Annotated in this window: 24 protein-coding genes; 11 read left to right on the forward strand and 13 right to left on the reverse strand. The window is 70.8% G+C overall.

Annotated features, from left to right (window positions below; translation table 11 throughout):
* Window positions 1–3 precede the first annotated feature (3 nt).
* Genes pgl through tkt form a run of 6 tightly spaced genes read right to left on the reverse strand, consistent with a single transcriptional unit; the run spans window position 4 to window position 8,180 of the window.
* Complete coding sequence (gene pgl, locus ACLJQE_RS16635; RefSeq protein WP_410640114.1) at window positions 4–783, reverse strand: 6-phosphogluconolactonase; 780 nt, start codon at window positions 781–783, stop codon at window positions 4–6.
* Window positions 780–1,790, reverse strand: a complete 1,011-nt coding sequence (gene opcA / locus ACLJQE_RS16640; RefSeq protein WP_410640115.1) for a glucose-6-phosphate dehydrogenase assembly protein OpcA — start codon at window positions 1,788–1,790, stop codon at window positions 780–782. The genes pgl and opcA overlap by 4 nt, the downstream gene beginning before the upstream one ends.
* Window positions 1,787–3,310, reverse strand: coding sequence for a glucose-6-phosphate dehydrogenase (gene zwf, locus ACLJQE_RS16645; RefSeq protein WP_410640116.1), 1,524 nt, complete (start codon window positions 3,308–3,310; stop codon window positions 1,787–1,789). Before zwf ends, opcA begins: the two co-directional genes overlap by 4 nt.
* Window positions 3,307–4,941: a glucose-6-phosphate isomerase gene (locus ACLJQE_RS16650; protein ID WP_410640117.1), complete on the reverse strand. Its 1,635-nt coding sequence runs from the start codon at window positions 4,939–4,941 to the stop codon at window positions 3,307–3,309. Before ACLJQE_RS16650 ends, zwf begins: the two co-directional genes overlap by 4 nt.
* Before the next feature lie 8 nt (window positions 4,942–4,949).
* Entirely contained in the window at window positions 4,950–6,062 is a 1,113-nt protein-coding gene (gene tal, locus ACLJQE_RS16655) for a transaldolase (RefSeq protein WP_410640118.1), read from the reverse strand.
* Window positions 6,063–6,080: 18 nt separating this feature from the next.
* Window positions 6,081–8,180: a transketolase gene (tkt, locus tag ACLJQE_RS16660; RefSeq protein ID WP_410640119.1), complete on the reverse strand. Its 2,100-nt coding sequence runs from the start codon at window positions 8,178–8,180 to the stop codon at window positions 6,081–6,083.
* 296 nt (window positions 8,181–8,476) lie between these two features.
* On the opposite strand from tkt, the gene ACLJQE_RS16665 reads away from it, so the two are divergent.
* The 4 genes from ACLJQE_RS16665 (at window position 8,477) to ACLJQE_RS16680 (ending at window position 12,934) form a co-directional block, all read left to right on the forward strand.
* Window positions 8,477–9,457 (forward strand): heme o synthase, encoded by a 981-nt coding sequence (locus ACLJQE_RS16665; protein WP_410640120.1) that lies wholly within the window; start codon window positions 8,477–8,479, stop codon window positions 9,455–9,457.
* A gap of 206 nt (window positions 9,458–9,663) precedes the next feature.
* Window positions 9,664–10,065 carry a hypothetical protein gene (locus ACLJQE_RS16670; protein WP_410640121.1) on the forward strand — a complete coding sequence of 134 codons (402 nt, stop codon included), beginning with the start codon at window positions 9,664–9,666 and terminating at the stop codon, window positions 10,063–10,065.
* Between the two features lie 60 nt (window positions 10,066–10,125).
* On the forward strand, window positions 10,126–12,363 hold the full coding sequence (locus ACLJQE_RS16675) for a HelD family protein (protein WP_410640122.1): 2,238 nt from the start codon (window positions 10,126–10,128) through the stop codon (window positions 12,361–12,363).
* A gap of 10 nt (window positions 12,364–12,373) precedes the next feature.
* Window positions 12,374–12,934, forward strand: a complete 561-nt coding sequence (locus ACLJQE_RS16680) for an FKBP-type peptidyl-prolyl cis-trans isomerase (protein WP_410640123.1) — start codon at window positions 12,374–12,376, stop codon at window positions 12,932–12,934.
* Window positions 12,935–12,982: 48 nt separating this feature from the next.
* On the opposite strand, the gene ACLJQE_RS16685 is transcribed toward ACLJQE_RS16680, so the two are convergent.
* The gene (locus tag ACLJQE_RS16685) at window positions 12,983–13,951 is read right to left on the reverse strand and encodes a quinone oxidoreductase family protein (RefSeq protein WP_410640124.1); all 969 of its coding nucleotides are present in this window, start codon (window positions 13,949–13,951) and stop codon (window positions 12,983–12,985) included.
* A 90-nt stretch (window positions 13,952–14,041) separates the two neighbouring features.
* Here ACLJQE_RS16685 and ACLJQE_RS16690 point away from each other — a divergent pair, with 90 nt between their 5' ends.
* The 3 genes from ACLJQE_RS16690 to ACLJQE_RS16700 all read left to right on the forward strand — a co-directional run bounded on the left by ACLJQE_RS16690 (window position 14,042) and on the right by ACLJQE_RS16700 (window position 16,635).
* On the forward strand, window positions 14,042–14,344 hold the full coding sequence (locus tag ACLJQE_RS16690; RefSeq protein ID WP_410640125.1) for a hypothetical protein: 303 nt from the start codon (window positions 14,042–14,044) through the stop codon (window positions 14,342–14,344).
* Entirely contained in the window at window positions 14,341–15,201 is an 861-nt protein-coding gene (locus ACLJQE_RS16695) for a RimK family alpha-L-glutamate ligase (RefSeq protein WP_410640126.1), read from the forward strand. The genes ACLJQE_RS16690 and ACLJQE_RS16695 overlap by 4 nt, the downstream gene beginning before the upstream one ends.
* 315 nt (window positions 15,202–15,516) lie before the next feature.
* The gene (locus ACLJQE_RS16700; protein ID WP_410640127.1) at window positions 15,517–16,635 is read left to right on the forward strand and encodes a hypothetical protein; all 1,119 of its coding nucleotides are present in this window, start codon (window positions 15,517–15,519) and stop codon (window positions 16,633–16,635) included.
* A gap of 228 nt (window positions 16,636–16,863) precedes the next feature.
* Here the strand turns inward: ACLJQE_RS16700 and ACLJQE_RS16705 are convergent, their stop codons facing one another.
* The 6 genes from ACLJQE_RS16705 to mptB all read right to left on the reverse strand — a co-directional run bounded on the left by ACLJQE_RS16705 (window position 16,864) and on the right by mptB (window position 22,523).
* Window positions 16,864–17,781: an acyl-CoA desaturase gene (locus ACLJQE_RS16705; RefSeq protein ID WP_410640128.1), complete on the reverse strand. Its 918-nt coding sequence runs from the start codon at window positions 17,779–17,781 to the stop codon at window positions 16,864–16,866.
* Between the two features lie 63 nt (window positions 17,782–17,844).
* Window positions 17,845–18,810, reverse strand: a complete 966-nt coding sequence (locus ACLJQE_RS16710) for a COX15/CtaA family protein (protein WP_410640129.1) — start codon at window positions 18,808–18,810, stop codon at window positions 17,845–17,847.
* An 83-nt stretch (window positions 18,811–18,893) separates the two neighbouring features.
* The gene (locus tag ACLJQE_RS16715) at window positions 18,894–19,058 is read right to left on the reverse strand and encodes a hypothetical protein (protein ID WP_410640130.1); all 165 of its coding nucleotides are present in this window, start codon (window positions 19,056–19,058) and stop codon (window positions 18,894–18,896) included.
* Between the two features lie 118 nt (window positions 19,059–19,176).
* On the reverse strand, window positions 19,177–19,962 hold the full coding sequence (locus tag ACLJQE_RS16720; RefSeq protein ID WP_410640131.1) for an ABC transporter permease: 786 nt from the start codon (window positions 19,960–19,962) through the stop codon (window positions 19,177–19,179).
* Window positions 19,959–20,885 carry an ABC transporter ATP-binding protein gene (locus ACLJQE_RS16725; protein ID WP_410640132.1) on the reverse strand — a complete coding sequence of 309 codons (927 nt, stop codon included), beginning with the start codon at window positions 20,883–20,885 and terminating at the stop codon, window positions 19,959–19,961. Before ACLJQE_RS16725 ends, ACLJQE_RS16720 begins: the two co-directional genes overlap by 4 nt.
* A 6-nt stretch (window positions 20,886–20,891) precedes the next feature.
* Window positions 20,892–22,523 (reverse strand): polyprenol phosphomannose-dependent alpha 1,6 mannosyltransferase MptB, encoded by a 1,632-nt coding sequence (mptB, locus tag ACLJQE_RS16730; protein WP_410640321.1) that lies wholly within the window; start codon window positions 22,521–22,523, stop codon window positions 20,892–20,894.
* 159 nt (window positions 22,524–22,682) lie between these two features.
* Between mptB and ACLJQE_RS16735 the strand changes: the two genes are divergently transcribed.
* From ACLJQE_RS16735 to sufC, 4 genes are read left to right on the forward strand one after another with little or no spacing between them, the layout of a single operon-like run.
* Window positions 22,683–23,501 carry a helix-turn-helix transcriptional regulator gene (locus ACLJQE_RS16735; RefSeq protein WP_410640322.1) on the forward strand — a complete coding sequence of 273 codons (819 nt, stop codon included), beginning with the start codon at window positions 22,683–22,685 and terminating at the stop codon, window positions 23,499–23,501.
* On the forward strand, window positions 23,498–24,946 hold the full coding sequence (sufB, locus tag ACLJQE_RS16740) for a Fe-S cluster assembly protein SufB (RefSeq protein WP_410640133.1): 1,449 nt from the start codon (window positions 23,498–23,500) through the stop codon (window positions 24,944–24,946). The genes ACLJQE_RS16735 and sufB overlap by 4 nt, the downstream gene beginning before the upstream one ends.
* 2 nt (window positions 24,947–24,948) lie before the next feature.
* Window positions 24,949–26,121: a Fe-S cluster assembly protein SufD gene (gene sufD, locus ACLJQE_RS16745; protein WP_410640134.1), complete on the forward strand. Its 1,173-nt coding sequence runs from the start codon at window positions 24,949–24,951 to the stop codon at window positions 26,119–26,121.
* A gap of 48 nt (window positions 26,122–26,169) precedes the next feature.
* Complete coding sequence (gene sufC, locus ACLJQE_RS16750) at window positions 26,170–26,940, forward strand: Fe-S cluster assembly ATPase SufC (RefSeq protein WP_410640135.1); 771 nt, start codon at window positions 26,170–26,172, stop codon at window positions 26,938–26,940.
* Window positions 26,941–26,971 lie beyond the last annotated feature (31 nt).

Raw genomic sequence — 26,971 nt, forward strand, 5'->3', positions numbered from 1 at the left:
CACTCAAGCCGTCGGCGGCTGGTACACCTTCGTCAGCTTGCCCGCCGCGGCGCGATCCAGCAGCCACAACGTCCGCCGGTGCCCGCGAGCCCCGGCCACCGGCAGCTGCACCTCACCCGCTCCCGCCAAGGCCAACGCCACGGCGTCGGCCTTCGCTTCACCAGCGGTCATCAGCCACACGTCGCGCGCGCGGCGGATGGCCGGCAGGGTCAGCGACACCCGGGTCGGGGGTGGCTTGGGGCAGTTGCGCACCGCCACCACCGAACGCTCGGTCTCGTACACCGCCGGGGACTCCGGGAACACCGATGCCGTGTGCCCCTCGCCGCCGAGGCCCAGCAGCATGATGTCGAACGACGGCACGTCGCCGTGGTCCTCCGGGCCCGCGTTGGACGCCAGCACCGATGCGTAGGCCTCGGCCGCCGCGTCGACGTCGGAGCCGAACTCGCCGTCCGAGGGGGCCATGGCGTGGATGCGCTTCGGGTCCAGGGGGACGTGGTCCAGGAGCGCCTCGCGCGCCTGCTTCTCGTTCCGCTCGTCCGAATCCGCCGGGACGAACCGCTCGTCGCCCCAGTAGATGTCCAGCCGGGACCAGTCGATCGCGTCGCGGGCCGACAGGGCACGCAGCTCCGAAAGGACCGCGATGCCGGTGCCGCCGCCGGTCAGCACCAGGGACGCCGATCCCTTGGCCGCCTGGACGTCCACCAGCCGCGTGACCAGGCGAGCGGCCGCCGCGGCCGCCAAGAGGTCCTGGTTCGCGTAGACGACGACTTCCGTTTTGCTCATTTCTTGGAACCCGAGGCAGCAGCCGAACCGGCCGCCACGGCCGGCGACGTCACGTCGGCCTTGGGCGGCGCGCCCGGCTTGACGTTCGTGCCCGACGAGATCTTGCCGAGGCCGTGCAGGGCCGCTTCGTAGACCTCGTCCGGGTCGAGCCGGCGCAGCTCCTCGATCAGGCAGTCCTGCGTGCTGCGCCGCTGCAACGCGATCCGGCGGGTCGGCTGGCCCGGCTGGGTCAGCGTGCCCACGCGGCCGTCCGGGCGGTGCAGCTCCACCGCGCCCGACCGGCGGTCGAGCTTAACCGAGATGATCCCGGCCGCGCCCGAGCTCTTGACCCGCTTGACCGGCACCTTCAGGTACTCGGCCAGCCACGCGGCCAGCAGCTCGGTCGACGGCGAGTCGGCCTCGCCGGTCACCGTCGCGGAGGTGATCTTCTCGTAGGGCGGCAGGTCCAGCGCCGAGACGAGCTGGGCCCGCCAGTGCGTCAGGCGTGTCCAGGCCAGGTCGGTGTCGCCCTCGGCGTACGTCTTCGCCCGCGTGGTCAGCGCCTTGACCGGGTTCTTCTCCGCGGCCGAGTCGGTGATCCGGCGCTGGGCCAGCTCGCCGAGCGGGTCCTTGTCGGGGTCCTTCGGACCGGCCCCGGGCCACCAGCACACGATCGGTGCGTCCGGCAGCAGCAGCGGCACGACCGCGCTCTGGCCCTGCGCGGCCAGCGGGCCGTACAGGCGCAGCACGATGACCTCGCTCGCGCCGGCGTCGCCGCCGACCCGGATCTGGCCGTCTATGCGCGGTGCCGCGGTGCGGACGCCCTTGGCCACCACGATCACCCGTGAGGGGTGTTCGCGGCTCGCGCCGTTGGCCGCTTCGATGGCCTCTTCGAGCTTGGCGTCGTCGTCGGCCACGATCACCAGCGTCAGGACGCGCCCGAGCGCGACCTGACCGCCCTGTTCGCGGATCTCGACCAGCTTCTTGTTGAGTGCCGAAGTCGTGGTGGACGGCAGGTCGATGATCACGGGCGCCTCCATTTCCGGCCGGTGCGCTCCAGCATTTCGTCGGCGGACGGCGGGCCCCAGGTGCCCGGCGCGTACTGCTCCGGCGCGCCTTCCTTCGCCCAGTGCTCGAGGATCGGGTCGAGGATCTTCCAGGAGAGCTCGACCTCTTCGTTCACCGGGAACAGCGACGGCTCGCCGAGCAGGACGTCGAGGATCAGGCGTTCGTAGGCCTCGGGGGAGGATTCGGTGAACGCGTGCCCGTACCCGAAGTCCATCGTGACGTCGCGGACCTCCATCGTGGTCCCCGGCACCTTCGAACCGAACCGCAGCGTGATGCCCTCGTCCGGCTGGACCCGGATGACCAGGGCGTTCTGCCCCAGCTCCTCGGTCGAGGTCGAGTCGAACGGCAGGTGCGGCGCCCGCTTGAACACGATGGCGATCTCGGTGACGCGCCGGCCGAGCCGCTTGCCGGTGCGCAGGTAGAACGGCACCCCGGCCCAGCGGCGGCTCTGCACCTCGAGGGTCACCGCGGCGTAGGTCTCGGTCTTCGAGTCCTTCGCGAAGCCCTCTTCCTGCAGCAGGCCGGGCACCTTCGTGCCGCCCTGCCAGCCGCCCGCGTACTGGCCGCGCGCGGTGGTCTTGTCCAGCGGCCCGAGCGGCTTGGTGCCGGAGAGCACCTTGATCTTCTCCGCGCGGAGGGCCCGCGGGTCGAACGACAGCGGCTCCTCCATCGCGGTGAAGGCCAGCAGCTGCAGCAGGTGGTTCTGGATGACGTCCCGGGCGGCGCCGATGCCGTCGTAGTACCCAGCGCGGCCGCCGAGGCCGATGTCCTCGGCCATGGTGATCTGCACGTGGTCGACGTAGTTGGCGTTCCAGATCGGCTCGAACAGTTGGTTCGCGAAGCGCAGCGCCAGGATGTTCTGCACCGTCTCCTTGCCGAGGTAGTGGTCGATGCGGAACACCGACTCCTCGGGGAAGACGTCGTTGACGATCGCGTTGAGCTCTTCGGCGCTCTTCAGGTCGTGCCCGAAGGGCTTCTCGATGACGACGCGCCGCCAGGTGTTCTCGTCGGCGTTCGCCAGCCCGGAGCGGGCCAGCTGCTTGGTCACCACCGGGAACGCGCCGGGCGGGATCGACAGGTAGAACGCGGTGTTGCCGCCGGTGCCGCGTTCGGCGTCGAGGTCGCGGACCGTCTGCGCGAGCCGGTCGAAGGCGTCGTCGTCGTCGAAGGTGCCCTGGACGAACCGGATGCCTTCGGCGAGCCGGTTCCACACCGACTCCTTGAACGGCGTCCGCGCGTGCTCCTTGACCGAGTCGTGCACGAGCTCGCCGAAGTCCTGGTGCTCCCAGTCGCGGCGGGCGAACCCGACGAGCGAGAAGCCGGCGGGCAGCAGCCCGCGGTTGGCCAGGTCGTAGATGGCGGGCATCAGCTTCTTGCGGGCCAGGTCGCCGGTGACGCCGAAGATCACCAGGCTGGACGGCCCGGCGATCCGCGGGAGCCGCTTGTCCCGCGGGTCGCGCAGGGGATTGGTCCAGGTCATGCGCCGGCCTCCTGTACCGCGCGGACGACGGCCGCGAGGCCCGCGGCCCGGTCGGTCAGGTGCAGGCGCAGCACCGGGCGGCCGTGCTCGGCGAGCACCTGCCCGTCGCCGAGGGCCTGCGCGTGCTGCAGCTGGCCCAGCGTGTACGGCCGGTCCGGCACGTCGAGGTCCTGCTCGACGGCGCCGGTCAGCTGCAGGAAGACGCCGTTCTGGTGCCCGCCCTTGTGGTACTGGCCGGTGGAGTGCAGGAACCGCGGGCCCCAGCCGAACGTCGTCTGCAGCTGCGTGCGCTTGGCGATCTCGCCGCGCAGCACCGCCGTCGAGGCGTCGTCGAGCCGGTCGAGGTAGGCCTGCACGGCGACGTAGCCCGCGTCCGGCGCCGAGGCGAAGAACGCCCGGAGCACGTCGGTCAGGCTGCCGTCCGTGGCCACCCCGTCGGAGCCGAAGATCTCGACCGGTCCGTCCACATTGGACGCCGTCTCGCCGCCCTTCAGCTTCTCCGGGTCGTCCAGCAGCGCGCGGGCCGCCTTCTTCGCCGTCTCGACGTCGGGCTGGTCGAACGGGTTGATCCCGAGCAGCCGGCCGGCCAGCGCGGTGGCGAACTCCCAGAGCAGGAACTGCGCGCCGAGCGAGCCGGTGACGGCGATCTTCGCCGCCCCCTGCGGGCTGCCGACCGCGGTGGCCGTGGCGTCGGAGCCGGCGTCGGCGAAGCCGGCCGCCTCCGGGCTCTCGACCGCCACCGGCAGCAGGCCGGTGCCCTGCTTGCCGGTGGACTCCGCGATCAGCTGCTCGGCCCAGTCCGGAAAGCCAGTCAAGGGGCTCGAGCTGCCGGAGTCCGTTGCTGCTAGTACGACCTTCTCGGCGCCGGCCTCGTGCGCGGCGGCCCACGCGGCGGCCAGCTTGACCGCCGGGTTGTCCGCCGAGTCCGCGGCGAGGTCCTCGGCCACCGAAGCGGCCTGGTCGAGCAGCCGGGCGACGTCCGCCCCGGCGAGGCCGGCCGGGACGAGCCCGAACGCGGTCAGCGCCGAGTAGCGGCCGCCGACGTGCGGGTCGGCGAGGAAGACCTTGCGGTACCCCTCCTTTTCGGACAGTTCCTGGAACGGCGAGCCCGGGTCGGTGACGACCACGATCCGCCGGCCTGCGTCGATCCCCGCGTCGGCGAACGCTTTCGCGAAGATCCGCCGGTGGCTGTCGGTCTCGACGGTGCCGCCCGACTTCGACGACACCACGATGACCGTGCGCTCGAGGTCGCCGGCGAGTGCGTCGGCGACCTGGCCGGGGTCGGTGGTGTCGAGGACGGTCAAGGCGACGCCTTCGGTCGCGGTGATCACCTCCGGCGCCAGCGACGAGCCGCCCATGCCGGCCAGCACGACCCGGTCGACGCCCTCCGACCGCAGCTCGGTCCGCAGCGTTTCGATTTCGCCGATCAGCGGCCGCGACGACTTGTGCAGCGTCGTCCACGACAGCCGGATCGACGCCTCGGATTCGGCGTCCGGCCCCCAGAGCGTCGCGTCCTGCGCTGCCAGCTTCGAGGCGGCCTGGTCGGCGACCAACCGGTCGACCAGGGGCGCAGCACGATCCGCCAGTGCGGCGTCCACGATCTCGACGCCGGTCTTTTCCCCTGTCGTCATGTCGTGCTTCAGCCCTTCACGTTCTCGAGCTGGCCCTTGACGGTTTCGAGCAGTTCGGTCCAGGACTTCTCGAACTTCTCGACGCCCTCGTTCTCCAGCGTGAGGAAGACGTCGGTGATGTCGATGCCCACCGCGGAAAGCTTGTCGAAGACCTCCTGCGCCTCGGCGCCGCGCCCGGTGACCTGGTCACCCTTGAGCTCGGAGCTTTCGGCGACCGCGTCGAGGGTCTTCTCCGGCATCGTGTTGACGGTGTCCTTCACCACGAGGTCGTCGACGTAGAGGGTGGGGGAGTAGTTCGGGTCCTTCACGCCGGTGGACGCCCACAGCGGGCGCTGCGCGTTGGCGCCGTCGGCCGCGAGGGCCTTCCAGCGGTCCGAGGCGAACAGCTCCTCGAAGGCCGCGTAGGCGAGGCGGGCGTTGGCGACGGCCGCCTTGCCGCGCAGGGCCTTGGCCTCGTCGGTGCCGATCGCGTCCAGGCGCTTGTCGATCTCGGTGTCCACCCGGGATACGAAGAAGGACGCCACCGAGTGGATGCCGCGCAGGTCGTGGCCGTTGGCCTTCGCCTGCTCCAGGCCCGCGAAGTAGGCCTCGATGACCTTCTTGTACCGCTCGACGGAGAAGATCAGCGTGACGTTGACGCTGATTCCCTCGGCCAGTGTCTTGGTGATCGCCGGCAGGCCCTCTTCGGTGGCCGGGATCTTGATCAGCACGTTCGGCCGGTCGACGGTCTTCCACAGGTCCTGCGCCTCGGCCACCGTCTTGTCGGAGTCCTTGGCCAGCCGCGGGTCCACCTCGATGGACACCCGGCCGTCGACGCCGTTCGTGGCGGTGTAGAGGTCGCGGAACAGGTCCGCGGCGTTGCGCACGTCGGTCGTGGTCAGCTCGCGGATGGTCGCCTCGACGTCGGCGCCGCGGGCGGCGAGCTCCTTGGTCTGCTCGTCGTAGGCCTCGCCCTTCGACATCGCGTTGGCGAAGATCGTCGGGTTGGTCGTCACGCCCACGACGTGCTTGTCGCGGATCAGGCCGGCGAGGTTGCCGGTGTTCAGGCGTTCCCGCGAAAGGTCGTCCAGCCAGATCGAAACACCGGCTGCGGACAGCTGCGCGAGCTTGTCGTTGCTCATTGCTGCGTCACTTCCTCTTCAGTTCTTGGTGTTGGCGATCGAGCGGCGCGCGGCCTCGACGACTGCTTCCGCGGTGAACCCGAACTCACGGAACAGTGTGGCGGCATCGGCGGAGGCGCCGAAGTGCTCGATCGAAACGTTCACCCCGGCGTCACCGGTGAAGCGGTGCCACGACTGGGCGATGCCCGCCTCGACGGACACACGGGCCTTCACACCGGCCGGGATGACGGATTCGCGGTAGGCCGCGTCCTGCGCGTCGAACCATTCGACGCACGGCATGGACACGACCCGCGCCTTGACGCCGTCGGCCTCGAGGGTCTTCTTCGCCTCGACGGCGAGCTGGACCTCGGAGCCGGTGGCGAGCAGCACCACGTCGGGCGTGCCGTCGCTGTCGGCCAGGACGTAGCCGCCCTTCTTCACGCCCTCGGCGCTGGTGCCCTCGAGCACCGGCACGTTCTGGCGGGTCAGCGCCAGCCCGGACGGGTGGTCGGTGTCCTCCAGCACGGCCTTCCAGGCGTACGCGGTCTCGTTGGCGTCCGCCGGGCGGACGACGTTGAGGCCGGGGATCGCCCGCAGGGCGGACAGCTGCTCGATCGGCTGGTGCGTCGGGCCGTCCTCGCCGAGGCCGATCGAGTCGTGCGTCCAGACGTAGGTGACCGGCGCCTTCATCAGCGCGGCCAGCCGGACCGGCGGGCGCATGTAGTCGGAGAAGATGAGGAACGTCGCACCGTACGGGCGGGTGCCGCCGTGCAGCGCGATCCCGTTGAGGATCGAGCCCATGGCGTGCTCGCGGACGCCGAAGTGCAGCGTCCGGCCGTACGGGGTGGCCTGCCACATGTCGGTGGCGGCCTTCTCCGGACCGAACGAGTCGGCGCCCTTCATCGTCGTGTTGTTGCTCTCGGCCAGGTCGGCCGAGCCGCCCCACAGCTCCGGCAGCGGCTCGGCGAGGGCGTTCAGCACCTCACCGGAGGCCTTGCGGGTGGCGACGCCCTTGGGGTCCGGGTCCCAATGCGGCAGGTTGTCGGCGAAGCCCTCCGGCAGCGTGCGGGTGGCCAGCCGGTCGCCCAGCTTCTTGCGCTCCGGGTTGGCGGCGGCCCAGGCCTCGTACTTCTCCTGCCACTCGGCGTGGGCCTGCCGGCCGCGTTCGGCCGCCTGGCGGGTGTGCTTGAGCACGTCGTCCTCGACCTGGAACGACTGCTCCGGGTCGAAGCCGAGGATCTGCTTGACCGCGGCGACCTCTTCGCCGCCCAGCGCGGCGCCGTGCGCCTTGCCGGTGCCCATCTTCTTGGGCGCCGGGTAGCCGATGACCGTCCGCAGCGCGATGAACGAGGGGCGCTGCGTCTCGGCCTTGGCGGCCTTGATGGCCTCCTCGATCGCGACGACGTCCTCGCCGCCGTCGACGACCTGGGTGTGCCACCCGTAGGCCTCGTAGCGCGCGACGGTGTCCTCGGACAGCGCGATGTTGGTGTCGTCCTCGATCGAGATCTTGTTGTCGTCGTAGAAGACGATCAGGTTGCCCAGCTCCTGGCGGCCCGCGATGGACGAGGCCTCCGAGGTGACGCCCTCTTCGATGTCGCCGTCGGAGGCGATCACGTAGACGTGGTGGTCGAAGATGCTCTCGCCGGGCGCGGCGTCCGGGTCGAGCAGGCCGCGCTCGCGGCGGGCGGCCATCGCCATGCCCACGGCGTTGGCCAGGCCCTGGCCGAGCGGGCCGGTGGTGGTCTCGACGCCGTCGGTGTGGCGGTACTCGGGGTGACCCGGGGTCTTGGAGCCCCACTTGCGCAGCTGCTTGAGGTCCTCGAGCTCGAGGCCGTAGCCGGCGAGGAAGAGCTGGATGTAGAGGGTGAGGCTCGAGTGGCCCGCGGAGAGCACGAACCGGTCGCGGGCCGGCCAGTGCTGGTCGTTCGGGTCGTGCCGCATGGCGCGCTGGAACAGCGTGTAGGCCAGCGGCGCCAGGCTCATCGCGGTGCCGGGGTGGCCGCTGCCACAGTTCTCCACCGCGTCGGCGGCGAGCACCCGGGCGGTGTCCACGGCGCGGGTGTCGGTGTCGGTCCAGTCGGCGGGCGTGTTGCGCCGGAGGAGTGGGTTGTTCTCGCTGGTAGTGGCGGTTTCGGACACTGAGCTCCAACTCCCGGTCATGATGGTTGCGGCTGGTCTAGCTGGGTTCCGGTTACCCGTGCGCGCGGCTACTTATCTCAATCGATCCCGAAGGGACGATATTCCTGCTCGCGGCCATGCGCAGGGGCAATCGCGGCCCGTCGCGGCCAGCCTAGTGCTTAGGCTGGCCGAGGACCCGCGATCACCCACGGGATTCACCACGTCTAACATCGGTTCAGGGTTCAGTCCGGCGGGTTCCACGGCTCCACGCGCCTAACCGAGCTGGGGCCCAACCCGAACCTGACGCAGGGAGTGAAATGTCGTTGGTGAACGCTGCGCACGGACGCAGTGAAGACACCAGCGCCGTGCACCCGACCGGTGAGCGACCGCACGGTGGCCGGCGAAGCATCCGCCGGGTGGTCGGCGCCTACGCCGCGCTGGCCAAGCCCCGGGTGATCGAGCTCCTGCTGGTGACCACCATCCCGGCGATGTTCCTCGCCGGCCGTCAGATCCCGTCGCCGTGGCTGGTACTGGCCACGCTGGTCGGCGGGACGATGGCCGCGGGCAGCGCGAACGCGCTCAACTGCGTGATCGACGCGGACATCGACAAGGTGATGAACCGCACGAAGCGCCGTCCGCTGGTCAAGGACTCGGTCCCCCGCCGCGGCGCGCTGGTCTTCGGCCTGGTGATGGGGGTCGCCTCGGCCGTCGTGCTGTACCTCACGGTGAACCTGCTCTCGGCGATCCTGGCGATCGCGACGATCCTCTTCTACATCTTCGTGTACACGCTCGGCCTGAAGCGGCGCACGTCGCAGAACGTGGTCTGGGGCGGCGCGGCGGGCTGCATGCCGGTGGTGATCGGCTGGGCCGCCGTCACCGGCACCGTGCAGTGGCCGGCGTTCGTGATGTTCGGGGTGATCTTCTTCTGGACCCCGCCCCACACCTGGGCGCTGGGCATGAAGTACCGCGACGACTACGAGCGCGCGGGCGTGCCGATGCTGCCGGTGGTCGCCACCGCCCAGCACGTCGCCCGCCAGATCGTCATCTACTCGTGGGTGATGGTGGCGTGGACGCTGCTGCTGCTCCCGGTGACGTCCTGGCTGTACGGCACGTTCGCGATCCTGGCGGGCGGCTGGTTCCTCTTCTACGCGCACAGCCTGCAGGCGGCGGTGCGGCGGGGTGAGGAGACCAAGCCGATGGCGCTGTTCCACCGGTCGAACACGTACCTGATGATCGTGTTCGTGGCCCTGGCCGTCGACTCGGCGATCGGCCTGCCGACCCTCGGCCTGCCGTTCTGAATCCGGCCCTGAGACGGATCGGGACCGCGGCCACCGCGGTCGTCGCTCTGGGCCTGCTGGTCCTGCTCGGCCGCGGGAAGCTCCCGGCGCTGGACGAGAGCCTGCTCACCGGCGGCTGCACCATCCCCCAACGGATCACCGCCGTCGCCGGACCCGCCCCCGACGGCGGCGCCATCCGCGTCGCGGAGCCAGGACCCGGTGCCGCTGTGCTGGAAAACACCAGCGCCCTCGCCGCCTACCGGATCCCGGTGACGTCCGGCTCCCGGACCGTCGAGGTCCCGGTGCTGCTGCCCGGACGGCGGATCGGGGTGGTCCTCGACCAGCCCGTGGCCGGCCCGGTCGCCTGGCTGCCGCCGGAGTCCCTCGGCGGCTTCACGCCGGTGACCGCCGATGTCGTTCCCGGCGGCGTTCGCTACCGCTCCGGGAACTGCCGGGCGCTGACCAGCCGGGGCGCCGCGGTGTTGTTCCGTGCTCCGGACGGTCGAATCACCGGTGGCGAACAGCTGCCCCCGGCGAACGTGTGGTGTGCGCCGGGGGAGAAGGTGCTGCCGGCCGCCGTGCCGCCCGGTGGTGAGGTCTTTCCCTACTGCGACCTGCGGACGGAATGATCGCGCGGCGACCGCCGTTACACTTCGTTGGCTCTTTTCCTTGAGGCGAAAGCAGGATCCTTGTCTTCGGACGACTTTTCCGCCGAGCTCGCCCGCGAGCAGGCGTACGTCACCACCCTCTACTCGAAGCTCGACGCCGAGCGCCTCGAAGCCCAGCGCCGCCTCGACGAGACGCTGCGGCAGACCGGCGGCACCCCGCAGGCCCGCACCGAGCGCGACGTCGCCACCACGCTCTACACCGACCGGCTCGCCCAGCTCGGCTCGGTCGAGCAGGGCCTCGCGTTCGGGCGGCTCGACTTCGTCCCCGAGAGCGCCGAGGAAACCACCTACGTCGGCCGGCTCGGGCTGTTCGACGAAGACGACGACTACCGGCCGTTGCTGGTCGACTGGCGGGCGCCGGTCGCGCGGCCGTTCTACCTGGCCACCGCCGCGTCCCCGGAAGGGGTGCGCCGCCGTCGGCACCTGCGGTCGCTGAGCCGCAAGGTCACCGGTTTCGACGACGAGGTCCTCGACCTCACGGCCGCCGACCAGGGCCAGGACCTCGGGCTGGCCGGCGAGGCCGCGCTGCTGGCCGCGCTGGAGCAGCGGCGCACCGGCGAGATGAGCGACATCGTCGCGACCATCCAGGCCGAGCAGGACCGCATCATCCGGGCTCCGCTCGGCGGCGTCATGGTCGTGCAGGGCGGCCCCGGCACCGGCAAGACCGCCGTCGCGCTGCACCGCGCGGCCTACCTGCTCTACACGCACCGCCAGCAGCTCACCACCCGCGGCGTGCTCGTCGTCGGCCCGAACAGCACGTTCCTGCGCTACATCGGCCAGGTGCTGCCGTCGCTCGGCGAGACCGGCGTGCTGCTCGCCACCGTCGGGCAGCTCTACCCCGGCCTGACCGCCGACGGCGTCGAACCGCGCGAGACGACCGAGGTCAAGGGCCGGCTGGTGATGGCGGAGGTGCTGGCCAACGCCGTCCGCGACCGCCAGCGCGTGCCCGAGCCGGTGTGTGAGATCGAGTACGAACACGACGTCCTCAAGCTCGACCGCAAGACGTGCACCGACGCCCGCACCCGGGCCCGCCGGTCGCGGCGGCCGCACAACCCGGCGCGGCGCCTGTTCGTCTCCGACGTCCTCGACGCGCTGACCCGCCAGGCCGCCCGCAGGCTGGGGGAGGACCTCCTCGACGGCCAGGACCTGGCCGACATCCGCGCCGAGCTCGCCGCCGACGACAACGTGGCTGCCGCGCTGCACGAACTCTGGCCGGTGCTGAGCCCCGAAGGCGTGCTCGACGACCTGTTCGCCGAACGCGAACGGCTCGCGAAGGCGGCAGGCAAGCTGCTGCCCGCGGCGGACCAGGCCCTCCTGGAGAGCGGCCGCGACGCCCGCTGGACGCCGGCCGACGTGCCGCTGCTCGACGAGCTCGCCGAGCTGATCGGCGTCGACGACACCGAGGCACGCGTCGAGCGCAAACGCCGTGAGCGCGAGGACCGCGCGTACGCCGAGGGTGTGCTCGACATCCTCGAGCAGGACGAAGAGCTCATCGACGAGGAACTGCTGCGCGTCTCCGACGTCCTCGACGCCGAGCTGTTCGCCGAACGCCAGCAGGCCCGCAGCGAGCTGACCGCCGCCCAGCGGGCCGCGCAGGACCGGACCTGGACGTTCGGGCACGTGATCGTCGACGAGGCGCAGGAGCTCTCGGCGATGGACTGGCGGCTGCTCATGCGGCGCACGCCGAACCGGTCGATGACCCTGGTCGGGGACGTGGCCCAGACCGGCGCGGCGGGTGGGGCGCGGTCGTGGGGCGAGGTGCTCTCGCCGTACGTCGAGGACCGCTGGCGGCTGGAGCAGCTGACCGTGAACTACCGCACGCCCGCCGAGATCATGGCCGTCGCGGCCCGGGTGCTCGCCGAGGTCGACCCGTCGCTGGCCGCGCCGTCGTCGGTGCGGGAGACCGGGGTGGCGCCGTGGTCGGTGCGGCCGGCCTCGCTCGCGGCGGAGCTGCCCGCGCTGGCGGCGCGCGAGCTGTCCGAAGTGGACGGCGGCACGGTGGCGGTCCTGGTGCCCGCGAGCCGCTTCGACGAGGTTTCGGCGCTGCTCGGCTCGCACGACGAACGGCTGAGCGTCCTGACGGTCGAGCGGTCGAAGGGCCTGGAGTTCGACTCGGTGGTGCTGGTCGCGCCGGACGAGGTCGTCGCGGGCTCGCCGCGGGGGCTCAACGACCTGTACGTGGCACTGACGCGGGCGACCCGGCGGCTCGGCGTGGTCGCCACGGGTGACGAGGTTCCGGCACTCTCCGTGCTTGGCTAGGGTGCCCGGCATGCAGAACATCGGGAAGATCGTGGTCGTCGCCGTGGCGACGCTGTCCCTGGCCGCGTGCGGCCAGGAGGCCAAGCCCCAGACGGCCGCTCCGGCGGGGCCGGCCGTGCCGTCGTCGAGTGCCGCGCAGGCGCCCCAGAGCAAGGGCCGCGAGTGCACGGCGGACGACGTCAAGACGACGGGCAAGTTCGGCGAGGTGCCGGCGATCACCATCCCGGACGACTGCGACCCGCCGAAGAAGCTGATCACGAAGGACCTGTCCGAGGGCACCGGCGAGCCCGCCAAGGCCGGGCAGACGCTGAAGATGAACTACCTGCTGGTGACGTGGTCGGACAAGCAGAAGCTGGACAGCTCCTTCGACCGCGGCAAGACGTTCGATCTGAACCTGGGCGCGGGCGAGGTCATCCCGGGCTGGGACCAGGGCCTGACGGGCATCAAGCAGGGCGGCCGCCGGCTGCTGATCATCCCGCCGGACCTGGCGTACGGCCAGGGCGGCAACGGCATGAAGCCGAACGAGACGCTCGTGTTCGTCACCGACGCCGTGTCGGTCGCTGCCGCCTGACGTGCCCGAAGGCCGCCGCGGGGGTGCCCCCGGGCGGCCTTCGGCGCGTCAGGGGATGAGCAGGAGCTTGCCGGTGGTGCGGCGGCCCTGCAGGTCCTCGTGGGCCTGGCCGGCGTCGGCGAGGGGGTACTTGCCGCCGATCCGGACGTTCAGCTCACCCGCGAGGATGGCGTCGAACAGCTCCTTCGAACGCCAGTCGATCTCCTCGCGCGTGCGCGTGTAGTGCACGGACGTCGGGCGGGTCAGGTACAGCGAGCCGCCGGAGTTGAGGCGCTGGGGGTCCAGGGGCGGCACCGGGCCGCTGGCGGCGCCGAACAGCGCGAGCAGGCCGCGTACCTTCAGGCTGGCCAGGCTGCCGTCGACGGTGTCCTTGCCGACGCCGTCGTACACGACGTCGACACCCTCGCCGTTCGTCAGCTCGCGGGTGCGCTTCGCGAAGTCGTCGCGGTCGTAGCGGATCACCTCGTCGGCGCCGGCTTCGCGGGCGAGCTTCGCCTTCTCTTCGGTCGACACCGTGCCGATGACCCGGGCGCCGCGCGCCTTCGCCAGCTGCACCAGGAGCAGGCCGACCCCACCCGCGGCCGCGTGCACCAGCACGTCGTGCCCCGGCTCGACCTCGAAGGTCGAGGCGACCAGGTAGTGCGCGGTGATGCCCTGCAGCATGACCGCGGCGGCGGTCTCCAGGGAGACACCTTCGGGAACCCGCACGGCCACCGGCGCCGGGACGAGCTTGCGGGCCGCGTAGCTGCCGATCGACCCCTGCCAGGCGACGCGGTCGCCGGGCGCGAAGCCGGTGCCCTCGCCCGCCGCCACGACCGTGCCTGCCCCTTCGAGGCCGGGCACGAACGGCAGCTCCACCGGGTAGATGCCCTGGCGCTGGTAGGTGTCGATGTAGTTGACCCCGGCCGCGGCGACGTCGACCAGGAGCTCGCCGTCCTGCGGCGCGCGGACGTCCACTTCGGCCGGTTCGAGCACTTCCGGGCCGCCGGTCTTCGTCACCTGGACTGCGGTGGGCATGGGTCCTCCTCGGGTCGGTTCTCCCGGTGCAACTATGGCCGAGGCCACGCTGTTCCGCGTTCCGCCGGGTTGTTGGTTATCGTGCTGTACGTGTCCGAATCATCTGAGACTGTCGTCGCGCCGACCGGCGCGCAGCTGGCCGCGGCCCGCAAGTTCGTGAAGGCGCACGGCAAGCCGTCCCGCGCGGTGGTGGAGAACATCGGCCGGGCGGGTGCCCGTGTCGTGCTCGTCGGAGCCGACGGCGCACTCGGCGACGTCGTGGTGCCCTCGGTGGCCACCGGCGAAGCGCTGATCGAGGCGGTCGAGGACCTTTCCCCGGCCACGTGGGACGCGGAGACGGTCAACCAGGCGAAGATCGGCCCGGAGCACCGCCGCAAGATGGCGGGCCGGTGAGCCCCACCGCGGTCCTGGTCGGCTGCGCGGAACTCCCCTCGGGTGACGGCGACGACGACGCCGTCGTGCCCGCGTTGTCCTCGCTGGGCTTTTCGGTCTCGTGGGCGCCCTGGGACTCTTCGTTCGACTTCTCCGCGGCGGACGCGGTGATCCTGCGCGCGACCTGGGACTACGCTTCCCGGCGCGCGGAGTTCCTCGCGTGGTGCGAGTCGGTGCCGTCGCTGTGCAACCCGGCGGCCGTGGTGCGGTGGAACACGGACAAGTCGTACCTGGTGGAGCTGCTGGACGCGGGTCTGGCGGTGGTCCCCACCTCGCTGGTGCCGCCCGGCTCCCCGGCCTCCTTCCCGTCGTCGAACTTCGTGGTGAAGCCGTCGGTGGGAGCGGGTTCCCGCGGCGCGGCCCGGTTCACCGGAGGTGCGGATGCGTCCGCCCACGTGGCCGGGTTGCACGCGGAGGGGCACACGGCGCTGATCCAGCCGTACCAGTCCACTGTGGATACAGACGGTGAGCTGGCGTTGGTTTACCTGGGCGGGGTCTACTCACACGCGTTCACGAAGGGCGCGATGCTGGGATCCACAATGGATTCTTCGGGGTTGTACCTGGCGGAGGAGCTGGCTCCGGCTTCCCCGCCCGCGGACGCCGTGGCGCTCGCGGAGGACGTCCTGGACGCGGCTTCGGCGTTGCTGGGGATCCTGCGGGCGGAGCTGCTGTACGCCCGCGTGGACCTGGTGCGCGGGGCGGACGGGAAGCCGTTGCTGCTGGAGCTGGAGCTGACGGAGCCATCGCTGGGCTTCCGCCAGGCGGACCCGGCGGCGGCGATGCGGTTCGCCTCGGCGGTGCGGCAGCAGCTGGCGTAGTCACCGAGTCGCCAGCACGGCCAACACGAGAGCGACGACCGCGCCGATCAAGGTCACGGCGATCGAGCCGGTGATCAAATAGAGCCCACCGACCCCGGTGAAGCCTGCCCTGATCATTCTTCTCGAACCTTGGGAATTGTCCTTTTCTCCGCCCACCGTACTACCCCTCCCTGTGGTGTACTAGTACGCCGTCGTTTCAGTGTGCCCGGCGTCGGTCAGGAACAGGACAGATCTTTGGTGGTGCGGAGGTGTTTCTTCTTGCCGGACTTTTCCGCGGATTTTCGATCTCTGCCGGGGGTTCTCGCGGAGTCGCCCGTGAAGGCCGCGTTGGGCTTGCTGGCAAAACGCCGGGACGGGGACCTGCTCGGCGCGTTGCGCCGGGCGGCCGAATCGTCGTCGAGTGGCTCCGGCACTTCGCTCGGCTGTCTCGTCGATCCCACCGCGTCGCTTCCGTCGGCCACGCCGGAATTGCGGGCGTGGGCGATCTGGGGGCTCATCGCCGACGAGATCGACAAGCTGGGGGCGGTCGTGGAACCGCGTGAGCAGTACGTCCTGCTGGCCGCGTTCCGGCTCCCGCCGGTGCCGGACGGCAGTGCGAGCTGGGCGGCGACCCTCCAAGAGCGGTTTCGGCAGCTGGCCAAGGTCCGCGGGCTGTTCGGGAGCAGGGAACCGCTGTCGAACACGCCGATGAACAGAGCCTGGGCGGGCGCGCTCGAAATGCTGGGCGTCGCCGTGGCGCGGAAGCTCGAATGCCTGGAAGGAGCGGGCTGGCTGCCCTACGTCGGCATCGGGCGATCGGTCGCGGCGGAAACCCCGGCAGGCAAGAGAAGTCCCGACGGGTTTCGCGCGCCGTCCGAAGGCGCGCAGCCGGTGTTCGTGGAGCGGATGACCATCACCGCCGTCATGCACCGGAGAACGGTCATGCGCCGGCTGACCGAGCGGGACATCATGGCCCGCGAGGACGGTGTCGACGGGTACGACGTCCACGCCCTGACCGGCTGGTCGGGAAACCTCGCCGACATCCCCGTCGCGGCCTTGTGGAACTGCCGCCTTGCCGTGGCGCCGGGCAAGTACCCGGGGGAGCCTCCGACGGCCAGGCTGTGCTTCGGGCGGAAACTGCGGTCGGAACAGCCGTACAGCTTCCTTTCCGAAGCGGTCGACGGGCACCTCGACGAAGAACGGAGGTGGATCAACGTCAAAGTCGACCACCACGGTGTGGCGGAGGCGGGCCTGACGATCCGGGTGACCTTCGACGAGGAGTGCCTGCCCGAAGCTTGCTGGTGGTACGCGGAGCAGCTCGAAGTCGAAAGACTGCGTCAGCCGCCGGCGGGTGATCCACGGCTGCTCGCCGTCGGCAACGGGTTCGTGCAGCACACCTTCGAAGCCCGGTGCCACCCGCGGGAGGAGTACGGGATCGCCTTCAGGTGGCCTTGATCACGGAAAAAATGAAGCCACATCACCGCGTCGACGTGGCTTCATTCCCTTCCCTGGAGAGAGCTGGCGCCGGGGCCAGGTCAGTTGCCGGTGTTGCCGCCGCCTTCGCCGCCGCCTCCGCCAGCGTGGTGGTGTTGCTCCACGCGCTCTCTCCTCTATGTACTTGTTCGGGTCCGCAGGTCACTGTCTGCACGCACAGGTTACCGTGTGTGCATGACCGGGTTGCGGTCAGACCCGCTTCGCGGCCAGCCGTTCCATTCGCGGCCATCGCACGTCCGTCGCCCAGCCGAACCGCTCGAACGCCCAGATCACCCGCGCCGAAACGTCCACCTGGCCCCGCAGGACCCCGTGCCGGGCGCACGTCGGGTCCGCGTGGTGCGAGTTGTGCCACGACTCGCCCATCGACAGGATCGCCAGCGGCCAGAAGTTCGCCGCCTTGTCGCGGGAAGCAAAGGGGCGCTCGCCGATCAGGTGGCACACCGAGTTCACCGACCACGTCACGTGGTGCAGGAACGCGATCCGGACCAGGCCCGCCCAGAAGAACGCCGTCACCACGCCCCACCACGACCACGTCAGCAGGCCGCCCAGCACCGCCGGCAGGGCCAGGCTCAGGGTGATCCACAGCCAGAAGTACCGGTTCACCCAGCGCAGGTCCGGGTCCGCCACCAGGTCCGGGGCGAAGCGGTCCGCGTTGGTCACTTCGCGGCCGAACATCCAGCCCATGTGCGCGTGCCAGAAACCCCGCAGGAGGGCCGACGGCGAGGTGCCGAACAGCCACGGCGAGTGCGGGTCGCCCTCGCGGTCGGCGAAGGCGTGGTGGCGGCGATGGCTGGCGACCCAGAAGATCACCGAGCCCTGCACGGCCATGCTGCCCGCGATGGCCAGCACCACCTTCAGCGGCCGCGACGCCTTGAACGCGCCGTGGGTGAAGTAGCGGTGGAAGCCGACCGTCACCCCGAGGGTCGCGAACGTGTAGAACGCCGCCGCGAGGATCAGGTCGATCCAGCTCATGCCCCAGCCCCACACCAACGGGACGGCGATGAGCAGTGCCGCGAACGGCACCAGCAAGAAGGTCTTGAGCACGATCATCTCGCCGGTGCCCCGGCGGTGGGAGATGAGCGGCTTGGGCGCGGTGCGCGACGTCATGGCGCGAACATTAGCCCACGCGCCGCACGCCCACGCCGACGCGGAGTGAAGGGAGGTTTGCCGTCAGGCGGCGGTGAGCTCACGGGGCGCCGCCGTCAGCGAGGTCACCGGGCCGCGGTCGCGGCTGCCGGTCCACAGGGCCGCCGTCGCGATGATGACCGCCATCGCGCCCAGGACGTGGAACGACACCATCGCCTCCGGCACGCCCAGCGCGTACTGCAGCGAGCCGAGCCCGCCCTGCGCGACGGCCACCACCCAGACCACCGTGTAGCGCCGCCAAAGGCTCTTCGGGACGCCGCCGCGCAGCAGCTGGAGGCCGAACACCGCGAGCAGCAGCAGGTAGAGCACCAGCAGCCCGCCGTGCACCTGGGCGAGCGCCTCGACCGGGGCGTCGAGGCGGTGGGTGTTGATGTCGCCGCTGTGCGGGCCCGCGCCGGTCACCGTGGTGCCCGCCGCCAGCACGAGCCACAGCACGACGGCGAGCAGGACCAGGACCGTGCGGCCGGCGGCGGGGATCAGCGGCCGCGGGGGTTCGTCGCCTTCGCGGAACGCGCGCAGCAGCAGGACGGCCAGCCAGACGAGCGGTGTCGTCGCGAGGAAGTGGATCGCGACGGTCCACCACTCCAGCTTCGCGAGCACGGTCAGCCCGCCGACGACGGCCTGCAGCAGGACGCCGCCGGGCATCGTCCAGGCCAGCTTGACCAGGCGCTTGCGGCCCGGGTGGTCGATCTGCACCCGCCACGCCGTCACGACCGCGACGGCGGCGACCAGGATGACGACGCCGGTGAGCAGCCGGTTGCCGAACTCGATCCACTGGTTGAGCGCGTCGATCCCGGAGTCGTGCTTCGGCACCAGGCTCCCGGCCACGCATTCGGGCCAGGTCGGGCAGCCGAGCCCGGATCCGGTGACGCGCACGATGGACCCGGTGACGCCGATCAGCGCCTGCGCGAGGACCGCGGCGATCCCGACGGCCCGCTGCACGGCGGCGGAGGGAAACGGCAGGCGGGCGACGAGGCTGGTGAACGGCACGGCATCGATGGTAGAGCGCGCGGAAAACGCGCTTTCGGCAGGTCCGGACACCCAGAACGGCTCAGCCGGCGCAAGGACCAAGGTCACTCGGTCTTCTTGGTTTTCTTCTGGAACAAGCCCATCGACTGCGCGAAGACGGCGCCGAAGCCCAGCACGGCGAGGGGCGCGGTCCTGATCCAGAACGCGCCCGCATCGAGGGAAACGAGGAGCACGATCACCCCGATGGCCACGACGAGCAGGAGAAGCATGATCAAAGCGACGCGCGTTTTCGAAACCACGGGACTGCCCCCTCTGTCCGGATCCGGTCCGGATGACCTTCCCAGGAGCGTCGCGGACCCGTGAGGTCAGTTTTGCCGGGAACGAGGATCAGGTGAGCTTGGTCGTGCGCGAAGCCACCGCTGCGGCGACCACCGCCCAGACCGCCAGCACCGCAAGGGGGCCCGGGGCGAACGAGCCGTCCACCAGCGCCGCGCGCATGCCCTCCGCCAGCGCGCCCGACGGCAGCAGCTCCACCACGCGAGCCAGGCCCGGCGGCAGCGAAGACGGCGCCAGCAGGATCCCGCCCGCCAGCAGCAGCACGAACCACACGACGTTGGCCAGGGCCAGCACGGCTTCCGCGCGCAGAGCGCCACCCAGGAGCACACCCAGCGCCCCGAACGCCAGCGTCCCCAGCACCAGCAGCAACACCGCCGAAGCGAGCCCGGACGGCGAAGGCGACCAGCCGAGGAAGGCCGCCACCACGCCGATGATCACCGACTGCAGGGCCACCACCACCAGCGCCGCCGCGAGGCGGCCCGCCACCAGCAGCCACCGCGGCAACGCCGTGGCCGAGAGGCGCTTCAGCACCCCGTACCGCCGGTCGAAGCCGAGGGCGATCGCCTGCCCGGTGAACGCCGACGACATCACCGCCAGCGCCAGGATCCGCGGCGTGATCCAGTCCACTTTGGACGTCGACCCGATCGACGCCGCCGGCAGGATGTCCAGCGAGGACAGCCCGATGAGCAGGGCCAGCGGAATCAGCAGCGTCAGCAGGACCTGCTCGCCGTGGCGCAAGGTCAGGCTCGCCTCGACCCTGGCGTGCGTGCGCAGCATGCGGCCCAGGGACCCGCGGCCGGGCGCGGGGGTGAAGACCCCCGGCTCGAAGACGCTCATGCCCGCAGCTCCCGTCCGGTCAGCTCCAGGAAGACCTCTTCCAGAGTCCGCTTGCCCACCTGCAGTTCCTCCGGCAGCACACCCTGCTGCGCGCACCACGCCGTGACCGTCGAGACCACCTGCGGGTCGACCGAGCCCACCACCACGTACGTTCCCGGCGCCGACTCGCGCACCGCGTAGCCCTCCGGCAGGGCCGCGGTCAGCAGGGCCGTGTCGAGCCGCGTGCGGGCCTTGAACCGCAGTCCCGCGTTGCCCGTCTCGTCCATCGTCAGCGACTGCGGTGCACCGGACACGACGACCTTGCCGTGGTCCACGATCACCACCGTGTCGGCCAGCGCCTCGGCCTCCTCCATCAGGTGCGTGGTCAGCAGCACCGAGACGCCGTCGGCGCGCAACGCGCCCAGCAGGTCCCACACCAGGCGCCGGGCCTGCGGGTCCATGCCCGCCGTCGGCTCGTCGAGGAACACCAGCTCCGGCCGCCCGACCAGGGCGCACGCCAGCGAAAGCCGCTGCTGCTGCCCGCCGGAGAGGCGCTTGAACGGCGTCCGCCGCACCGAGGCCAGCCCGAGCACGTCCAGCAGCCACACCGGGTCCAGCGGGGTCGCGGCGCAGGACGCCACCAGCCGCAGCATCTCGTCGGCCCGCACGCCCGGGTACGCGCCGCCGCCCTGGGGCATGATGCCGACGCGGGGGCGCAGCGCCGCCGACTCGCGCACCGGGTCGAGGCCGAGCACGCGGACCGTGCCCGCGTCAGCGCGGAGGAAGCCTTCGCAGACCTCGACGGTGGTGGTCTTGCCGGCCCCGTTCGGGCCGAGCAGGGCGAGCAGGCTGCCGCGCTCCATCCGCAGGTCGATGCCGTCGACCGCGCGGGTGGAGCCGTAGTTCTTGACCAGCCCGCTGATCTCGACGGCAGGGACACTCACATCGGGTCACGATACGGCGTCGGCCCCCGCGGGCCCCCGCGGGGACGGCCGGGAGAGCAACACGGGAGCGAGCCGCCGCACGACGAGCATCCCGCCGCCGCAGACGACGACCGCCGCGCCGTAGGCGAACGGCAGCACGTACGGGCGGCCGTCGAAGGTGCTGCCGGTCGGCGGCAGCAGGAACGGCATGGCCGCGCTGATCACCGTCGCGGCGACGCGGAACCGGGACGTCCCGGCCGCGGCGGCCAGCGGGATCACCGCCCACAGCAGGTACCACGGCTGCAGGTTGATCTGCAGGACCATGGCCGCGCCCAGCGAGACGCCGAGCCCGATGATCGGCCGGTAGCGCCACTTGAAGCTGTCCCACAGGAACTTGAAGGTGATCCCGACGGCGACGAGGTAGCCGAGCGCGCCGAGGATCGGCACCAGCGCGTTCGTGTGGTTGCCCAGCCCGAGCGCGATGCCGAGGACGCCGGAGAGGTTGGCCAGCTCGGCGGTGGGGGAGATCCAGGACCGGACGAGGCCGGGGGTGTTGAACGTCGCCCCGAACCAGCCGAAGCCCAGCCCGGTGCCGAAGCAGACGACGACCAGGACCACGCCGAACCACAGCGCCATCGGTGCCCCGGCCACGAACAGGTCCTTGAGCCTGCCGTGCCAGCGCCGCGCCACCATCACGGCGAAGAACGGCAACGCGAAGACCGCGGGCAGCTTCACCGCGACGCCGAGGGTGATGATCGCGACCCCGAGCCCGATGTACAGCAGTTCCCCGCGCGCGAGCGGGGGTGGGGTGTCGCCCTTCACCCGGATCGGCAGCCGCCGGATGCCGATCTCCAGCCCGGCGAGCATCAGGCCGACGGCGAGCGCGTCGTTGTGGGCACCGGCGACGAAGTGGAAGATCAGCAGCGGGTTCAGGGCGCCGAGCCACAGCGCGGTCGCGGGCTGGACGCCGAAGCGGCGGGCCAGCCGGGGCAGCGCCCAGACGATGAGGATCACGCCGACCAGGGCCAGCGCGCGCTGCAGCAGCACGCCGACGGCGATGCTGTTGCCCGCGATCGGCGCCAGCCAGCCGCCGAGGCGCAGCACCACCGGCCCGTACGGGGCCGGCGTCTCGCGCCACATGTTCGACACGCCCGCGGTGAACGGGTCGGCGACGCCGAGGGCCTGCGCCGGGCCGAGGACGTACGGATCCATCCCGCGGTGCACGATCTCGCTCTGCGCGAGGTAGCTGTAGACGTCGCGGGAGAACAGCGGCGGGATGACCAGCAGCGGCAGCACCCACAGCGCGATGGTGCGCGCGAGCTGGCCCTGCGACGCCAGCCGTGCGCGGTCCGGCAGGGCGAACTTGCCGAGCATCAGCCAGCTCAGCACCAGGATGCCCATGCCGGAGATGGCGATGGCCAGCGACACCGTCGGGATCCGGGTGAACAGCCGCAGCACCGGGATCTCCTGCACCGGGTTGATCACCGGGGCGGCGCCGGCGCCGAGGGAGCCGAGCGCGAGGAAGAGGGACCCGACCGTGCCGAAGCGGCGGACGACGTTCAACCCGCGTTGCTCGCCGGCCTCGAGGGGGAGCGGTTCGACCGGGCGGACCGGGGAGAGCGTCACCGGGTGGGTACTCCCGGCTTCGAGCCGTGCCACTTGCTGCTCCTGTTCACCCACTGCCACGCGTGCAGGGTATCGGGCCGCCCCCGAGTGAGTCGGGTCACTGCCGGACACCCCGCCTTTGCCGACCGCCGGGAAATAAGACACACTTGTGTTGTGAAAAAGACGGAGGCGGGTGACCAGGCGGGCGGCGACATGCCGCGAGTCACCCATCCGCACGTCCCGTCGCAGGTCAGCGCCGAGGGCAAGACCCGTCAGGAAGTCGCCAGGCTGCTGCTGGAACAGGGTCCCATGACCGCGGTCGTGGTCGCCGAGCAGCTCGGCATCAGCCCCACCGCCGTCCGGCGGCACCTCGACGCACTTCTCTCCGATGGCGAAGCCGAGACGCGGGACGCGCCGCGCCGCGGGCCGCGCGGGCGGGGCCGTCCGGCGAAGCTCTTCCTGCTGACCGAGCCCGGCCGCGCCCGCTTCGGGCACGCCTACGACGACCTGGCCGTCTCCGCGATCCGCTTCCTGGCCGAGCACGCCGGCGAAGACGCGGTCCGCGCCTTCGCCGAGCAGCGCATCGAGAAGCTGGTCGGCCCGCACCGCTCCGCGATCACCGCACCGGGTGATCCGGCGGCCCGCGCGGAGGCCCTCGCGACCGCCCTGAGCAGGGAAGGCTACGCTGCGTCGACCCGTCAGGTCGGCGCTGGTGCCTTTGAAAAAGGGGCGCCCGGTCAGAATGTCGGAGCGCAGCTTTGCCAGCACCACTGTCCGGTCGCCCACGTCGCCGCGGAGTTCCCGCAGCTGTGCGAGGCCGAGACGGAGGCGTTCGCGCAGCTGCTGGGCACCCACGTCCAGCGGCTGGCGACCATCGCGCGCGGTGATTCCGCGTGCACGACCCACGTACCCGTCACGGCGGGTCAGCCGGCCCATCCCGAGCCGGCAAGCACAAAGCCTTCGAAGGTGGCGGCGAAGCCGCGGCCTTCGGAGGGCACAGCACGGATCCCGAATGGAGGGAAACCCGCATGACTGCCGCTGCCGAGCAGCGCACTCCCACCACCGCGCCACTGAGCCAGGAAGAGACCATCGAGTCCCTTGGCAAGTACGCGTTCGGCTGGGCCGACTCCGACGAGGCGGGCTCGATCGCCCGTCGCGGGCTGAACGAGGATGTCGTCACCGACATCTCCGACAAGAAGTCCGAGCCGGAGTGGATGCGCGAAGCGCGACTGAAGGCGCTCAAGCTCTTCGAGAAGAAGCCCATGCCCAACTGGGGGGCCGACCTCTCCGGGATCGACTTCGACAACATCAAGTACTTCGTCCGCTCCAGCGAGAAGCAGGCTGCGAGCTGGGAAGACCTGCCCGAGGACATCAAGAACACGTACGACAGGCTCGGCATCCCCGAGGCGGAGAAGCAGCGCCTCGTCGCCGGTGTCGCCGCGCAGTACGAGTCCGAGGTCGTCTACCACTCGATCCGCGAGGACCTCGAGAAGCAGGGCGTCCTGTTCCTGGACACCGACACCGCGCTGCGCGAGCAGCCGGAGCTGTTCCAGGAGTACTTCGGTTCGGTCATCCCGGCCGGTGACAACAAGTTCTCCGCGCTGAACACGGCGGTCTGGTCCGGCGGCTCGTTCATCTACGTGCCGAAGGGCGTGCACGTGGACATCCCGCTGCAGGCCTACTTCCGGATCAACACCGAGAACATGGGCCAGTTCGAGCGCACCCTGATCATCGTCGACGAAGGTGCGTACGTGCACTACGTCGAGGGCTGCACGGCGCCGATCTACCAGTCCGACTCGCTGCACTCGGCGGTCGTGGAGATCATCGTCAAGAAGGGCGCCCGCTGCCGCTACACGACCATCCAGAACTGGTCGAACAACGTCTACAACCTGGTCACCAAGCGCGCCAAGTGCGAAGCGGGCGCGACCATGGAATGGATCGACGGCAACATCGGTTCCAAGGTGACGATGAAGTACCCGTCGGTGTTCCTCATGGGCGAGCACGCCAAGGGCGAGGTCCTGTCGGTCGCGTTCGCGGGCGAGGGCCAGCACCAGGACGCGGGCGCCAAGATGGAGCACCTCGCGCCGTACACCTCCTCGACCATCGTGTCGAAGTCGGTGGCGCGCGGCGGCGGCCGCACTTCCTACCGCGGCCTGGTCCGCGTCGCGAAGCGCGCGCACCACTCGCGTTCCAGCGTGGTCTGCGACGCGCTGCTGGTGGACACCATCTCGCGGTCGGACACGTACCCGTACGTGGACATCCGCAACGACGAGGTGTCCATGGGCCACGAGGCCACGGTGTCGAAGGTCAGCGAAGAGCAGCTGTTCTACCTGATGTCGCGCGGCCTCGACGAGGCCGAGGCGATGGCGATGATCGTGCGCGGGTTCGTCGAGCCCATCGCCCGTGAGCTGCCGATGGAGTACGCGCTCGAGCTGAACCGCCTGATCGAGCTCCAGATGGAAGGGTCCGTCGGCTAGTCATGTCGGTTACCGAGAACAACGTTTCCGGCGCCCTGCGCGAGGGGGCGGTCATCCCGGCCGCCTCCCGCGCGGAGCGTTTCACCTCCTACGACGTCGAGGCCTTCGAGGTCCCGAGCGGCCGCGAGGAGAACTGGCGCTTCACGCCGATGAAGCGGCTGCGCGGCCTGCACGACGGCAGCGCGCCCGCCACCGGCGAGATCACCCTCGACGCCGACGCCGCGCCCGAGCTGGGCATCGTGACCGTCGGCCGCGACGACCCGCGGCTGGGCCAGGCCGGCGTCCCGAGCGACCGGATCGCCGCGCAGGCGTACTCCTCGTTCACCAAGGCCACCATCGTGACGGTGCCCAAGGAGACCAAGGCCTCGAAGCCGTCCGTGCTGCGCATCCACGGCCCGGGCGAGGGCCAGGTCGCCTACGGGCACCTGCAGGTCCGCGCCGAGGCGTTCGCCGAAGCCCTCATCGTGCTCGACCACGTCGGCTCCGGCACCTACGCCGACAACGTCGAGTTCGTCATCGGTGACGGCGCCAAGGTCACCGTGGTCAGCGTCCAGGACTGGGCCGACGACGCGGTGCACGTCTCCGAGCAGCACCTGAAGCTCGGCCGCGACGCCGCGCTCAAGCACACCGTGATCACCTTGGGCGGCGACCTGGTCCGCGTCTCCCCGACGGCGACCTTCGCCGACAAGGGCGGCGACGTCGAGATGCTCGGCGTCTACTTCGCCGACGGCGGCCAGCACCAGGAGCACCGCCTCTTCGTCGACCACGCGGTGCCGAACTGCCGCTCGCGCGTCGGGTACAAGGGTGCGCTGCAGGGCGAAGGCGCGCACACGGTCTGGATCGGCGACGTGCTGATCCGCGCCGCGGCCGAGGCCACCGACACCTACGAGTTCAACCGCAACCTGGTGCTCACGCCCGGGGCCCGCGCGGACTCGGTGCCGAACCTGGAGATCGAGACCGGCGAGATCGAAGGCGCCGGCCACGCGAGCGCGACGGGAAGGTTCGACGACGAGCAGTTGTTCTACCTCCAGTCGCGCGGGATCGCCGAAGAAGCCGCCCGCCGGCTGGTCGTGCGCGGGTTCTTCCACGAGATCCTGGTGAAGATCGACGTCCCCGAGGTGCGCGAGCGCCTCGAAGCCGCGATCGAGGCCGAGCTCGAAGCCGTTGGCGCCTGACGCCGTCCACCGCAGACTTTAGGCCCTCGCAGATTTAGGAAACGAAGAATGGCTACCCTGGAAATCAAGGACCTCCACGCCTCGGTCACGACCGACGAGGGCGCCAAGGAGATCCTCAAGGGCGTGAACCTGACGATCAAGTCGGGCGAGACGCACGCGATCATGGGCCCCAACGGCTCCGGCAAGTCCACCCTGTCCTACGCGATCGCCGGGCACCCGAAGTACCAGGTGACCTCCGGCGAGGTGCTGCTCGACGGCGAGAACGTGCTCGAGATGAGCGTCGACGAGCGCGCCCGGGCCGGCCTCTTCCTGGCCATGCAGTACCCGGTCGAGGTGCCCGGCGTGTCCATGTCCAACTTCCTCCGCACCGCGGCCACCGCGGTCCGTGGCGAGGCCCCCAAGCTGCGCCACTGGGTCAAGGAGGTCAAGGAGGAGATGGGCAAGCTGGAGATCTCGCAGGAGTTCGCCGAGCGCTCGGTCAACGAAGGCTTCTCCGGCGGTGAGAAGAAGCGCCACGAGATCCTGCAGCTGGCGCTGCTCAAGCCGAAGTTCGCCATCCTCGACGAGACCGACTCCGGCCTCGACGTCGACGCCCTGCGCGTCGTCTCCGACGGCGTGAACGCGTACAAGGCCAACAGCGAGGTCGGCGTCATGCTGATCACGCACTACACCCGGATCCTGCGGCACATCACGCCGGACTTCGTGCACGTCTTCGCCGGCGGCAAGATCGTCGAGTCGGGCGGCAAGGAGCTGGCCGACGAGCTGGAGGAGCACGGCTACGTCAAGTACGCGGGCAAGCCCGAGCCCGCCGCGCTCTGATACGCACCACAACACCGAGAAGAGAGGAGTC

It is taken from the genome of Amycolatopsis sp. lyj-346 (genome assembly GCF_046548975.1).
In the GTDB taxonomy this organism is placed as follows: Bacteria; Actinomycetota; Actinomycetes; order Mycobacteriales; family Pseudonocardiaceae; genus Amycolatopsis.